This is a genomic window from Saccharospirillum alexandrii, assembly GCF_004000275.1.
In the GTDB taxonomy this organism is placed as follows: Bacteria; Pseudomonadota; Gammaproteobacteria; order Pseudomonadales; family Natronospirillaceae; genus Saccharospirillum; species Saccharospirillum alexandrii.
In genome coordinates this window covers 106,519-119,916 of record NZ_RCIP01000001.1, presented here as the reverse complement: position 1 = coordinate 119,916, position 13,398 = coordinate 106,519, and the positions used below count along the sequence as shown (strand labels likewise).

The following is a 13,398-nucleotide window of genomic DNA, read 5'->3' as shown; positions in this document are numbered from 1 at the left end:
CACCTCCCATTTCAAGCCTTGCAGCGGCGTGTAAACGCCGCCTATTTTTTGGAGATACAACGTGAATCACACTGAGATAACCCCCTGGTACCGGCAGTTTTGGCCCTGGCTGGTATTCAGCCCCATGTTATTCGTCGTGCCCGCCGGTATCTGGATGATTTACATCTCGGTTGTCACCAGCGACGGATCAGTTATCGACGATGTCTACAAGGACGGTCGAAGCTACATCGTGAGTACCGAAGCAGACGATCTGGCGATGGAACTGCAACTGGGCGCTCAAATGCAGATGATCGGTGACCGCATCAGCGTACGTCTGGACGGCAATCTCGACACGCCGCCGCAGGCGCTGACATTGCTGTTCGTTTTCGATACCCATGCTCAGCGGGATGTTGAAGTAACGCTGAGCAGAACACCGGATGGCCGCTTCACCGGTCAATTGCCCGAGCGCATTGAAGGCGAACGCTCATTGCTGCTGCAACCGCTGGATAGCGACACCAACTGGCGCTTACACGGTCGTGTAACCTTGCCCAGCAGCACCATCCAGACCTTGCTACCCAGGGTGCGATGAATCCGGATTGTTTTCACTGCGGCTTACCGGTTTACGATGACCGATACCGCCTGACCGTCGCTGGCGAGCCCCGTCCATTCTGTTGCGTCGGCTGCCTGGCAGCCGCGCAAACCATTCTCGACAATGGCCTGGAAGCCTACTACCGCTTCCACGACCCGGCTCAGGCGCCGGCAGCACCGCCCGTTACTGACTCCGATCGGGAAAAACTGCTGCTCTATGACCGCGCCGATGTCCAGGCGGAGTTTGTCAGCCAGCCCAACCCTGGCCAACTGACGGCCACCCTGATGATTGAAGGCGTCAGTTGCTCTGCTTGCAGCTGGCTGATTGAAAAACACCTTGCCCGTCTGCCCGGCGTTACCAGTGTTCACTTTAACCAGACCAGCCACCGTTGCCAGGTGAGCTGGAACCCGGATCAACTGCCACTGAGCGATGTCTTTCTGGCGGTATTTGGTCTGGGTTACCGCGCCCACCCTTACCGCCCGGATCAGGAAGAGCTGCTGCGCCAGAAAGAACAGCGCCAATATGTATTGCGTCTGGGTATTGCCGGCCTTGGCATGATGCAGGCCATGATGAATGCCGTGGCCATCTACAGCGGCAACATGACGGGCAGTACCGAACTGCTGGTTCGCTGGGCCAGCCTGGTCCTGACCATTCCCGTTGTGGTTATTGCCGCTGGGCCATTCTTCCGATCGGCCTGGCGCAGCCTGAAAGTAAGACACCTGTCGATGGACGTTTCGGTAGCGCTTGCCATCGGCTCGGCCTTTGTTGCCAGTGTCTGGGCAACCCTGACCGGCGGCGGCGAGGTCTATTATGAATCGGTCAATATGTTCACCTTCTTTCTGGTGCTTGGCCGCTTTCTGGAATTTCGGGCTCGTACCTCAGTGCATGCCAGCGGCAATGCGCTGGCCAGCCATCTGCCAGCAACCTGCCAGGTCTGGCGGGAGGGACACTGGCAACGTCAGGCGCTGCGCGACATTCACGCCGGTGAACGCATTCTGATTCAGGCCGGAGAGCTGTGCCCGGTGGATGGTGTGGTTCGATCAGGCTGCAGCGAATTCGATGAGTCCCGGCTGACCGGCGAATTCAAACCGCGTTCCAAGGCACCAGGTGATGCCGTTCTCGCCGGCACTCTCAACCAAAGCCAGGCCGTCGAAGTCGACGTTGAGCGCACCGGGCAGGACAGCTCAGCCTCCAGCCTGATGCAACTACTAGAACGGGCCGCCAGTGAAAAACCGCGCCTGGCCGAACTGGCCGACCGGGGAGCCCACCATTTTGTCGCCTCGACTTTATTGATCACCGCCATTATTGGCCTGGTCTGGCTTTGGGTAGCGCCGGACCGGGCTTTCTGGGTCGTCATCAGCGTGCTGGTGGTCACCTGCCCCTGCGCGCTGAGTCTTGCTACCCCGACGGTGCTGGCTCAGGCCACCAACAGTTTGCGCCAGCGCGGACTGATTATTACCCGCGGTCATACACTCGATCAATTGGCGTCAGTCACCGACCTGGCCTTCGACAAAACCGGCACCCTGACCGAAGGCCACTTCGTGCTGACGGGCGTCTACCCTGAAGCCGAAGCAGAGCGCCTGGGCTTTACTGAAGCTGACCTGATCGCGATTGCAGCCGAACTCGAACGCACCAGCGAACACCCCATTGCCCGGGCGTTCCGACAGGCTCAGCCACCTGGTACACCAGTACGCAAACTCCGGGATCACCAACGCCACCCGGGGGCCGGACAGTCTGCACGGGACGCCGCCGGAACCTGGCGCCTTGGCCACTGGGACTTTGCCAGCGAGGGGTCAGCAGCAACCCCAACATCCGCCTCCGGCCGTATCTGGCTTAGCCTGAACGGCCGTGCACTGGCCGCCTTTTCCGTCAACGACGACCTGCGTGGTAGCGCTCTGCCGGGCCTGGAGTCCCTTGAAACACTCGGCGTACGCTGCCATATCCTCACCGGTGATCCCAACGGCGAGCTGGATCCGAGACTGGCGTACCTAAGCCTTAATGGCCGGTTTCATTTTGGTCTCAGTGCCGAGCAAAAGCTGGGCTGGGTCAACCAGCAAACCAGCCAGGGCGCCCGCGTCGCGGTGGTGGGCGACGGGATAAACGATGCCCCGGTTCTGGCCGGTGCGCCCGTGTCCGTGGCGATGTCATCCGGAACCGATCTTGCCAAGCAGGCCGCCGATGCTCTGCTGTTGAATGAAAACCTGACCACGCTGGCGCTGGCCATTCAGGCCGCCCGAAAGACCCGGCGAGTGATCCGTCAGAACCTGGTCTGGGCCTTGCTGTACAATGGCCTGGCCTTACCATTGGCGGCCCTGGGTTGGGTTGCCCCCTGGCAAGCCGCTATTGGCATGTCGCTCAGTTCATTGCTGGTGGTGGGAAACGCCCTGCGTCTGCGCCGCTTGTCCTGAACCAACCAGCAAACACCCTGTAAATGGAGCACGATCATGGACATTCTACTGTTGTTGATTCCGGTGAGCCTGTTGCTGCTGCTCCTAGGTGGCGGCTTGTTCTGGTGGACGGTCAACAGCGGCCAGTACGACGACCTGGACAGCCCGGCACAGCGTATCCTGTTCGATGATGACAGCGACATGGTGCCTAACCGGCCCGATCGCTCCCGCTCCGGGAGCGGGCCGGCAAAACCCGATGAACCCGTATCAGCCGATCCGCAGGACTCCTCGCCATTATGATGATTGATGCCCTGTCCGCTGTGCTGATCGGGATCATCTCAGCCGGTCACTGCCTGGGCATGTGCGGCGGCCTGACCGTGGCTTTCGGCGTCAACAGCAAGGGAGCGCCTGTTCTGGCCGCCTACAACCTGGGCCGAATTACCACCTATACCGGACTGGGCTTTCTGATCGGTGCTGGTCTGTCCTGGTTACCGGCCAGTACCATCCCGGTACTAAGGCTTATTGCTGCGGCCTTGCTGGTGCTGATCGCCCTGTATTATCTGAACATCGCCGCCTGGATCACCCGGGTAGAACTGCTGGCACTGCCGCTGTGGAGACGCCTGCAGCCACTGGCAAAACGCTGGCTGCCGGTCACAACCGTTCGACGAGCCTACCCGCTGGGGGTGATTTGGGGGTTCTTACCCTGTGGATTGGTCTATTCAGCCCTCGGTTTCGCGGCAACCGCCGCCAACCCCTGGGCCAGCGCCGGCCTGATGCTCTGCTTCGGGTTTGGCACTCTACCAGCCATGATGCTGACTGGCGCCGCCGCAAAACCTTTTCAGCGTGGACTGAACAGACCCTGGGTGCGCCGGGTGTTGGGTGGCAGTCTGCTGGTCTTTGCCGCCTGGTTGGCGTTTCAGGCGGTTTCCATGGGGCACTAGCAGGCGGTTGAAACTCGAAGAATGTCAGCCGCCTGCTGCCGGAATAAGGACGCTCCGGCAACATTGATGACCATCAAGTCATCGATTTTGTGAGAGAAGCAAAAATCGCAATTTTTTGGTTCTAGGGAGTCTCTGAATAACTCCCCCGGGGCTCTGGCTTATCCGAGGGACGTTGCCACAAGGCGGACTCATGCAGGAATGTCTAGACCTTTCAAATGAGTCCAACGCGGTGGCTACGTTCCTCGGAAAGCCCCGGAGGGCGCGGCCAAAACGTCCTGCCCCGGCGTTGCACTTCTTGACAAGGGCTACGGCCATTGCGCTGCGAAGTGCGCCTTGTGGCAGAACGTTTTGGCTCGCGCAGAGCCCTGGGGGAGTTGTTCAGAGGCTCCCTAGTGTTTTGAAAAAGGCAGGGAGCCTTTTCCAACAACCTGCCAGGAGGACATTCATGCACTGCATCTTTGGCTATGGCAGCCTCATCTGTGCCGAGAGCCGCAGCCGAACCGGGGTCAGTGGTCTGGCCTATCCCGTCGATGTCAGCGGTATCGCACGACGCTGGTCCGTTCCGGTCCCGGATTACGGCGCCACGGCCCTGGGCGCGCACCAGGACCACCAGGCCCGCTGCAATGGCGTGGTGTTTGCCGTCGATAATGACAACCTGGCCCGGTTTGATCAGCGCGAGCGCGGCTATGACCGACTTCGCATCGATTGGAGCCAGGTCGAAAATCTGGGTGATATCCCGCTACCCACACACCGGCCATTGTGGGCCTATGTCGGTACCCGCGCGGATGATCCGATTCCCGAACGTCCTATCCTGCAAACCTATCTGGATGTCATTCTGAACGGCTGCCTGGCGATCAGCCCGGACTTTGCGGAACGGTTCATCGCCTCGACAACGCCGTGGCAGCACCTGCGCGATGACCGCCAGGCGCCTGCCTATCCGCGCGCCCTGTCGGATCACAGCCGACGCCCGGACATTGATGCCCTGCTGCATCGCAGTCTGCCCGAGCTTATCGGGGCCCGTCGCTAAGTCTGCTAAACTCTCGGTAAATGAACAGCCAAGCCAATGAACGGCCAGAAGACTTGTTTGCAAACCGACCCGGAGAATCGACGATGCGCTTTGACCAGATCACCCTGAAAAACCGGATCAAAAGCTACCCGGACTGGCCCGAAGCCGGTATTACTTTTCGCGACCTGACCCCACTGTTCAACGATAACCGAGCCCTGCACCTGTGCGCTCACGCCTTTGTCGAACGCTACCTGGACGCAGACATCACCCACGTTGCCGCCCTGGAAGCCCGGGGTTTTATTCTGGGCAGTATCATCGCCTACCAGTTAAACTTACCCATTATTCTGGTGCGCAAAGGTGGCAAATTGCCGGGCAACGTCGCCAGCGAACATTTTACTCTGCCTCACGGTGAACGCAGCCTGGAACTGCAGAAAGGCAGCTGTGGCGACGGTGACCGGGTACTGATTTTTGACGACCTGATCGCCACCGGCGGTTCGGCGCTGGCCGCCTCCACATTGATTCAGAGCCAGGGTGCTAGCGTGGTCGAGGCCGCCGCTGTGGTGGATCTCCCCGACATGGGCGGTGTAAAGATTCTGGGTGAAGCCAGCATACCCACTTTCACCCTACTGGCTTATGAGGGCAAATAACGACTGCTGTACTTTGAGCAGACTTTTTTATCGCAAAGCTTGTTCCCTGGGAGCGTAGGTGGTAGAACACGCGCCCGCATTGTCGCTACAGCTATACAGGTATGGATTCAGGCATGACCCTCACGTCAAACCACCCGACTACAGACGCAGCCGCCCTCGCTGAACCCTCTGCAGACTCGCCGACCGTCGCAGCCGAAAAGAAGGCCAAAACCGAGTTCAACAAGGTGCAGAAACGCTTGCGCCGTGAAACCGGCCGCGCCATTGCCGACTTCAACATGATTGAAGAAGGCGACAAGGTCATGGTATGCCTTTCGGGCGGGAAAGATTCCTACACCATGCTGGAAATCCTGATCAGCCTGCAGCGCAGCGCGCCGGTGAATTTCGAACTGGTCGCGGTGAACCTGGATCAGAAACAGCCCGGCTTTCCCGAAGAGATTCTGCCCAACTACCTGAAACAGCGCGGCGTGCCATTTCACATTCTGGAACGGGATACCTACAGCATCGTGCAAGACATGGTACCCGAGGGCAAAACGACCTGCGGTATCTGCTCGCGTCTGCGTCGCGGCACCATCTATGCCTTTGCCGATCAGATCGGGGCGACCAAGGTCGCCATGGGTCACCACCGGGATGACATTATGGAAACCCTGTTTCTGAACATGTTTCACGGCGGCAAACTCAAAGCCATGCCACCCAAGCTACTGAGCGACAGCGCCACCAATGTTCTGATTCGACCACTGGCTTACTGCCGGGAAGCCGACATCGAACGCTACGCGGCCTTTATGCAGTTTCCGATCATCCCCTGCAATCTCTGTGGCTCTCAGGAGAATCTGCAGCGCCAGTCGATCAAGGCCATGCTACGGGGCTGGGAGAAAGAATTTCCGGGTCGGGTGGAGAACATCTTCCGGGCGATTCAAAACGTCGCGCCATCTCAGCTGGCGGACCGCTCCCTGCACGATTTTGTCTCGCTACAAGCAACCGGTATCCCATTGGCACCGGTCAGCGATGGCGGAGAATTCAGTCCCATGGCACAGACATCGGTCAATACCTGGGTTCCGGGCAGTGAACACTGAGTTCACCCTGCGCGATTAACCGCATGGGGCTGGTAATGGACGTTGATTCAGCTACCATGGCTGATAGACAAAACCGACCTGCATCTACGGTCAAACCGCCTGGAGCGAGCACACTGTGAAGCTGAATACTCATTGCAACACCTGCAGCCTGCACCCTCTTTGCCTGCCGTTGGCGCTGAACAACCAGGAAATGGATCAACTCGATTCCATCATCCGGCGTGGGCGCCCTGTGCAAAAAGGTGACATTCTGTTCCATCAGGGTGAAGCCTTTCATTCCATTTTTGCGGTTCGCACCGGCACCATCAAAACCTTTACGCTGACCCAGGAAGGTGAAGAACAGATCACTGGCTTCCACCTGGCCAGCGAGCTGGTCGGTCTGGACAGCTACGACGCCGTCAGCTATTCCGCCACCGCCCGGGCACTGGAAACCTCGAATATCTGCGAGATACCGGTTGACCGCCTCGACGACCTTTCAGGACAGATGCCGGAGCTGCGCCGTCATCTCATGCGGCTGATGAGCAAGGAATTGCGTGAAGAACAAAAAATGATGCTGTTACTGAGCAAGAAGAGCTCCGAAGAACGCCTGGCTTCATTCCTGCTCAACCTGGCTGCCCGCTACAAGCGCCGGGGTTACTCAGGCACCAGTTTCCGGCTGACCATGTCTCGCGGCGACATCGCCAACTACCTGGGTATGGCCGTGGAAACGGTGAGCCGGGTGTTCACTCGCTTTCAGAAGCAAGGCATTCTGGGTGAGAGTGACAGCGCCAAAGACATCGTCATTGACGACTTCAACGCCCTGACCCGCCTGGCCAGCCTGGCTGATTGCGAACGCATCGAGCTCGGCATCAGCGCCTGAGCCAAGCCTGCAGACTACCCTCCCGGATACTTGATCCAGATCAAGTATCCGACGTGCTTTGCCTGACAGACATCAAGCCCCACACGCCTACCGCTCCCTATACTGATCTCAAACATTCTGAACTGAGGAGTCTGATCATGTATATGGACACAGTTGTATTCGCAAGCTTGCTGACCGTAGGTCTTATCGTCGGCTTTATGGGCATATGGGGCTATGTGGTCTATCAGGGCCTGCACAACGACCACAACAGCGACGAATAGGCATCAGATGGCGCCAGGACGACGAACTATACCGTCCCCGCCTGTCTGGCCTGGCGATAACGGTTGATCAGCCAGCCGGCGATTGAAAACCCCGGAGGTACGGTTGGTAGCGCATCCAGCGAAAACCAGCCCGCGTCGGCGATTTCGTTTTCCTGAAGCCGGATATCGCCGCCGTCGTAATCGGCCCAGTAGCCCAGCATCAATTGATGTGGGAAAGGCCAGGTCTGGCTTCCCTGATACCGCAAATTGGTCACTTCAACGCCCACCTCTTCGCGCACCTCACGGTGCACGGCCTGTTCGGCCGATTCACCGGTTTCGATGAAGCCCGCCAGGGTGCTGTACCAGCCTCGAGAGCGATTTCGAACCCCTTGCGCCAACAACACTTCAGACCCTCGGGTAATCAGCACAATGATGCACGGGCTGACTCTGGGGTAAAACCTCAGCCGGCAGGGTTCGCACACCATGGCTGGCTCTCCGGCCAATGACTGGGTGGGTTGACCGCACTGGCCGCAATAGCGGTGCTGGCGTCGCCAGTCGAGCAGGCCCCGGGCGCGGGCCGCCAGCATAAAGGCGGTTTCGCTGACGGAGGCAACGTCACGCAGGGCCTGGGTAGTCACCGGACTGGTCGATTGTAAGCGGCCAGTGTAATAGCCATGGCCATCCAGCAATCCGACAAATTCCTCCTGGTGCCACTCAAAACGGCACTCACGGCGCTGGTGGATATGGCTGTCGCCGTTCAACACCAGTTCATCACCCTGCCACAGCATCAGCCGATCGGTTGGCGCTGGTGCCGGCGCATAGCCCGGCAGTTCTATGCTGTGCTGACCCAATTCGTATAGCACTTACTTGCCTCTGTTGTTGGTGTTTCCTGAGCGATTCGGCAACTCTTCAGCCCTGTCTCTGGTTGCGTTCAGCGGCAATGTCAGGCGGACCGTTCCATCCTGCTCATGGTGAGCCTTGAAGCCAAACCGACGCCCCAGCATCAGCATGGGGGTGTTCTCGGGCAGAACATCCGCCACAATGCGGGCAATGCTCTGTGCGGCTGCGTAATCCAGCGTCTTCTGCATCAATTGGCGGCCGAGCCCGGTCCCCTGAAACGCCGATTCGACCATGATGGCGAATTCCATCTCATTGGTATTCACGTCGGTCCACAGCCGCATTTCACCCACGATGTGTCGCTTCGATAAGGCCACGAACACCATCTCGCGGCGGTAATCGATCTGGCACAGGGTGGCCAGCTCCCGGTGTTCAAAATGCAGTCGACTGCCAAAAAAGCGCAAGCGCAAGGCGTCGGCATCAAAGCGACCGTAAAAGGCTTTCAACTGGGGCTCATCCTCGCCCCGTATCGGCCTCAGAATAACAGACTGGTCGTTTTTCAGCGTAACGGTCTCGATCAGTTCGCTCGGATAGGGGTTCAATGCTGGCCGTTGTGGTTCGCCAATGCAGGCGGCCACGCCAATCACCAGCAAGCCCTCACCGGGTTGCAGCAGCACGTTGGCTTCCAGCCCGGCCAATTGGGGCCAGTCGATCACCATCTGCGACAGTGCCTTCAGCGCCCGCACCAGTTGAGTCAGGTCTTGCTCCAGATTGTCACTGCGCTCGGCCAGTACCTGATAGCCGTGTGACCGCATGATCATTTGCCGGGCCAGTGAACTGTTCAGCGGCGGCAGCGCCACCTGGCGGTCGGCCAGCATGTCGGCCCGGGAACCGCCTTCTCCAAATAAAATTAGCGGGCCGTAATCGTCATCCCGGGTCATACCCAGGCTGAATTGCAGATGATCGATCTTGCGCCGCATGGGCTGAACGCCCCAGCCCAGAGTGCGACTGTTTGGAAACTGCTCGGCTTTCTCGGCAGCGAGCGATTCACGGGCTTCCCGCAAGGCGGCTTCATCGGCCAGTTCAATGCGAACACCACGCCAGCGCTCTGAGGGGGCTTCATTGTAAGCAAACGGATAGCAATAGGCTTCATGTACCAGGCGCAGAGACGCCGGGAAATACCGCGGCGTCAGACGCTGAACCACCTGGTCAAAATCGACCCCAAAGGTACTGTCGACCAGGGTAAAGCCATAGAGTCGCATCAGTGCACGGGCTTCGGCCCAGGTAAAGTAGCGGCGCTTCTGGTCTTCAATCTGCCGGAACAGATCCTGCCCCTGCTGACGATCCGGGGTAAAACCCAGAGACGTTGATGTCGGGGTTTCTCGAAGGCGCTCCTGCGCCAGCTCGTGCCGGGCCACCGTGAAAAAAGCTTCAACCGCATCGTTGGGTGAATCGAAATTCAGCAAGCCGGCCTTGTCGAACTGCTTGCGCGCCTCGACAATGCTGACACCGCCCATAAAACAGGTCAGAAACATGCGTCGGCTGCGTTTGATGTAGGGCTGCAATAACCGGGCTACGTCAGTGCTGTCGGAGCGCTGATTGGGGCTGTGGATGACCAGAATGCCGCCAATCGCCGGGTCCCGCTCCAACACTTTCAATACATCCAGATAATCCTGACCGGTGGATTCGGGGGGTAGGATCGCTGGGTTGTAACCAGTCTCCTCGGCGTACCAGAGAGTTGGCAACTTCGCCTTGTGATCTTCAATGTGAGCCAGCTCGCCCCCCAGAGCCTGCAATTGCTGACTGGCCAACATGGCCGTGCCCAGGCCGTTGCTGACAATGGCCAGGTTTGCCCGGTGCAGCGGACGCGCCCGCGACAACACTTCCAGCCCGCTGAACAAGCCATCGGCACTGTCGACCTGCAATACACCGGCACGATTGAAGTATTCATCGTCCACCGGTCGCCGATCGAGCAAGCCCGGTGGCACACTGCGCCGGGCCTGGGTGCGGATCGCAAGCACCTTTTTGGAGCGGGCAGCGGCCCGCATCGCAATCAGCAACCGGTTGGCATCACGGATGTGCTCCAGATGAATCAGAATGGATCGTACCCGGCGATCGGTAGACAGATGGTCGACAATATCGGAAATGCGCAGATCAGCGCTCGAACCGACCGTCATGAAATGGGAAAAACCGATGCCTCGGGCGCCGGCCCAGTCGAGCAGGGCCGACCCCAGGGAAGCCGAATGGCCGACATAGGCCGATGGCCCGGGCAACGCGTTCAGGTGGGCAAAGCTGGCGTTGAGGTGTTCATCGGGCACCAGGATGCCCAGGCAATTGGGGCCCAGAATGCGGATATTCAATTCACGGGCCAGGGCTAGAATGCGTTCGTTCCGTGCGGTACCCAGCGACTGACGGCGCGACAGGCCGCCGGTCAGAATGATGGCCGCTCGAATACCGACCCGGCCTAACTGGCGCAGGACGCGCATCAGCGATTCGGGCGGCAAACAGATGACAGCCAGATCAACCGGATCACGGATTTCACGTACATAGCGAAACGCCGGACAGCCAAATACGCTGGCGTAGCCTTTGATATTAACGGCATACAGCGGGTGCGGGTATTCACTCTGGCGCAGGTTCTGCATGACCACCGCGCCCATGCTGCCTTCCCGCTCCGATGCCCCGATGACGGCGATGCTCTTGGGTTGAAAAAAGTTGCTCAGGTCGGGCATGCTACCACCAAAGTAGAAGGGGTTTGGGCGGGGTGCGCAGTGGCCCCTCGCCTAATGTAGTCGTATACTGCCTTGCCTTTCAACGGTGATGCCTGATGATTCCAACAGCCTTACTCCATCATGCGGTTTACCACCTGCACGATATGGGAAACGACCATCCCGAGTCGCCCCTGCGTCTGGATGCCATTCTCAATCAGCTGGAAGCCAGCGGCCTGAGCCAGCAAATGGATCACCGCGAAGCGCCCCTGGCCAGCAAAGAGGCGGTGCTGCGAGTTCATCACCCGATTTACGTTGAGCAGCTGGAACGCATCAGCCCCTCACACGGTCTGATTCAGGCAGACCCGGATACACTGATGGGCCCCTATACCTGGGAAGCGAGCTACCGCGCGGCCGGGGCCGGCATTCAGGCCGTCGACGATATCATGGCTGGCCAGTATCAACGGGCTTTTTGCGCTGTCCGCCCGCCCGGTCATCATGCCGAACCCGCCTCCACCATGGGGTTCTGTTTTTTCAATAACATTGCAGTGGCCGCTCAGCACGCCCGTCAGCACCATGGGTTGAAACGCGTAGCGATTATCGATTTTGACGTCCACCAATGCAACGGCACCATCGAAGCCTTCACCGACGAACCCGACGTACTGGTGTGCAGCAGCTTTCAACACCCCTTCTACCCCAATACGCACTGGCAAAGTGAGCACCCGCACATGATCCTGACCCCTCAGGTCGCTTTCGCCACCATCGATGATGTTAAGGACGACTGGGAAGCCCGCTGGAAACCTGCGCTCCAGGCCCACAAACCCGAGATGATCTTCATCTCCGCAGGCTTCGATGCTCACACACTCGACCCCATGGGTCAGTTGAACTGGCAGACCGAGGATTATTACTGGATCACCCAGGTGATTATGGAGCAGGCCGAGCAGCTGTGTTCGGGACGTGTCGTCTCAATGCTGGAAGGTGGCTATCACCTCAAAGCTCTGGCCGCCTCGGCCGAACAACACATTCGGGCCATGATGGGGCTAGAGTCGAAAGACTAGTTAGGTCAAATACATTTCAGTGGTTCTTTATAGTTCGTTGCCTGAGACCCGTGCCAGATACCGGGTATGCCGCTCCGGGGTCGGCGTAAACCCTTCCATGGGGCCTAGACCGCAGCATCCTTGCTGCGGACTACCCCGGATCGGCATACCCGGCACCTGTCACTCTGTCGGTTGCAAATTCCGAGACTGTGTTAACACTGAGAATTCAGATCGCGTGCGGATCCACATCAAGCTCACGATATGGCACATCCCGGTCAGGCTCTTCCAGGCTGATTCGGCCCAGTACCCCACTGCGCATTTCCTTCAGAATAATTTCACTGACCTTGTGCCAATCGACGTCGCGACCCTTGATGCAGGCGCGTTTGCGGGCAATGGCTTCCATACATTCCATCGCACCGTCGGGAATACTGCCCAGCTTATAGCGCTCGATCAGCCGCTCAGGATAGCGCTGCATCAGATAGTCGACCGCGAACAGGGCAATGTCTTCATATTCGACGGCGGTATCACGAATCGCGCCGGAGGCCGCCAGACGGTAGCCGCCAACTTCCGATTCCGGTGATGGCCACATGATCCCGGGCGTGTCCATCAGGGTGAAATCGTCGGCGATCTGAATGCGTTGCTGCCGGCGGGTGACGGCCGGTTCATCGCCGACTTTGGCAATGCGACGCCCTACCAGCCCGTTGATCAGAGTCGATTTACCCACGTTGGGGATGCCCACCACCACGGCGCGTACCGGCTTGCCGATACCACCCCGGTAAGGCGCCAGCTTGCGGCACAGGTCGGGGATTCGGGCGAGTTGGCGGCGGTCGGTCATTACGATGGACAAGACCGTCATGTTGACGTCATCGCTGTAGTAGCGGCGCCAGGCCTCGGTAACCTCCGGGTCGGCCAGGTCATCCTTGCTCAACAGGCGCACCACGGGTTTGTCTCCGCGGGCTTTGGCGATCACCGGATTCATGCTCGATTTTGGCAGGCGAGCGTCCAATACCTCGATCACCACGTCGATGGCGGGCATGATTTCTTTGATTTGTCGCCGGGCCTTGTTCATGTGCCCCGGGAACCAGTTAATTTTTGCCATCGAGCC

At 59.0% G+C, this 13,398-nt stretch carries 13 protein-coding genes; 10 read left to right on the top strand and 3 right to left on the bottom strand.

What is annotated here, in order from left to right; genetic code table 11:
- The first annotated feature begins 61 nt into the window (after window positions 1-61).
- From EP166_RS00590 to ccoM, 9 genes are all read left to right on the top strand, one after another.
- Window positions 62-568, top strand: coding sequence for a FixH family protein (locus EP166_RS00590; protein WP_127554876.1), 507 nt, complete (start codon window positions 62-64; stop codon window positions 566-568).
- Window positions 565-2,976 carry a heavy metal translocating P-type ATPase gene (locus EP166_RS00585; protein ID WP_127554875.1) on the top strand — a complete coding sequence of 804 codons (2,412 nt, stop codon included), beginning with the start codon at window positions 565-567 and terminating at the stop codon, window positions 2,974-2,976. Before EP166_RS00590 ends, EP166_RS00585 begins: the two co-directional genes overlap by 4 nt.
- Window positions 2,977-3,012: 36 nt before the next feature.
- Entirely contained in the window at window positions 3,013-3,255 is a 243-nt protein-coding gene (ccoS, locus tag EP166_RS00580) for a cbb3-type cytochrome oxidase assembly protein CcoS (RefSeq protein WP_127554874.1), read from the top strand.
- The gene (locus tag EP166_RS00575) at window positions 3,252-3,896 is read left to right on the top strand and encodes a sulfite exporter TauE/SafE family protein (protein ID WP_127554873.1); all 645 of its coding nucleotides are present in this window, start codon (window positions 3,252-3,254) and stop codon (window positions 3,894-3,896) included. Before ccoS ends, EP166_RS00575 begins: the two co-directional genes overlap by 4 nt.
- A gap of 445 nt (window positions 3,897-4,341) precedes the next feature.
- Window positions 4,342-4,923 (top strand): gamma-glutamylcyclotransferase family protein, encoded by a 582-nt coding sequence (locus EP166_RS00570; RefSeq protein ID WP_127554872.1) that lies wholly within the window; start codon window positions 4,342-4,344, stop codon window positions 4,921-4,923.
- 83 nt (window positions 4,924-5,006) lie between these two features.
- The gene (locus tag EP166_RS00565) at window positions 5,007-5,549 is read left to right on the top strand and encodes an adenine phosphoribosyltransferase (RefSeq protein ID WP_127554871.1); all 543 of its coding nucleotides are present in this window, start codon (window positions 5,007-5,009) and stop codon (window positions 5,547-5,549) included.
- 113 nt (window positions 5,550-5,662) lie between these two features.
- Window positions 5,663-6,619, top strand: coding sequence for a tRNA 2-thiocytidine(32) synthetase TtcA (ttcA, locus tag EP166_RS00560; protein ID WP_127554870.1), 957 nt, complete (start codon window positions 5,663-5,665; stop codon window positions 6,617-6,619).
- A gap of 115 nt (window positions 6,620-6,734) precedes the next feature.
- Window positions 6,735-7,475 carry a fumarate/nitrate reduction transcriptional regulator Fnr gene (gene fnr / locus EP166_RS00555; protein ID WP_127554869.1) on the top strand — a complete coding sequence of 247 codons (741 nt, stop codon included), beginning with the start codon at window positions 6,735-6,737 and terminating at the stop codon, window positions 7,473-7,475.
- A gap of 137 nt (window positions 7,476-7,612) precedes the next feature.
- Window positions 7,613-7,735: a cytochrome c oxidase subunit CcoM gene (gene ccoM, locus EP166_RS21590; RefSeq protein ID WP_281276727.1), complete on the top strand. Its 123-nt coding sequence runs from the start codon at window positions 7,613-7,615 to the stop codon at window positions 7,733-7,735.
- 26 nt (window positions 7,736-7,761) lie between these two features.
- On the opposite strand, the gene nudC is transcribed toward ccoM, so the two are convergent.
- Both nudC and EP166_RS00545 read right to left on the bottom strand, forming a co-directional pair.
- The gene (gene nudC, locus EP166_RS00550; RefSeq protein WP_220432463.1) at window positions 7,762-8,577 is read right to left on the bottom strand and encodes an NAD(+) diphosphatase; all 816 of its coding nucleotides are present in this window, start codon (window positions 8,575-8,577) and stop codon (window positions 7,762-7,764) included.
- On the bottom strand, window positions 8,578-11,280 hold the full coding sequence (locus tag EP166_RS00545) for a bifunctional acetate--CoA ligase family protein/GNAT family N-acetyltransferase (RefSeq protein ID WP_127554868.1): 2,703 nt from the start codon (window positions 11,278-11,280) through the stop codon (window positions 8,578-8,580).
- A 95-nt stretch (window positions 11,281-11,375) separates the two neighbouring features.
- Here EP166_RS00545 and EP166_RS00540 point away from each other — a divergent pair, with 95 nt between their 5' ends.
- Window positions 11,376-12,314, top strand: a complete 939-nt coding sequence (locus tag EP166_RS00540; protein WP_127554867.1) for a histone deacetylase family protein — start codon at window positions 11,376-11,378, stop codon at window positions 12,312-12,314.
- Window positions 12,315-12,519: 205 nt separating this feature from the next.
- Here EP166_RS00540 and ylqF read toward each other — a convergent pair whose 3' ends face one another.
- Window positions 12,520-13,392: a ribosome biogenesis GTPase YlqF gene (gene ylqF / locus EP166_RS00535; protein ID WP_127554866.1), complete on the bottom strand. Its 873-nt coding sequence runs from the start codon at window positions 13,390-13,392 to the stop codon at window positions 12,520-12,522.
- Window positions 13,393-13,398: the final 6 nt, after the last annotated feature.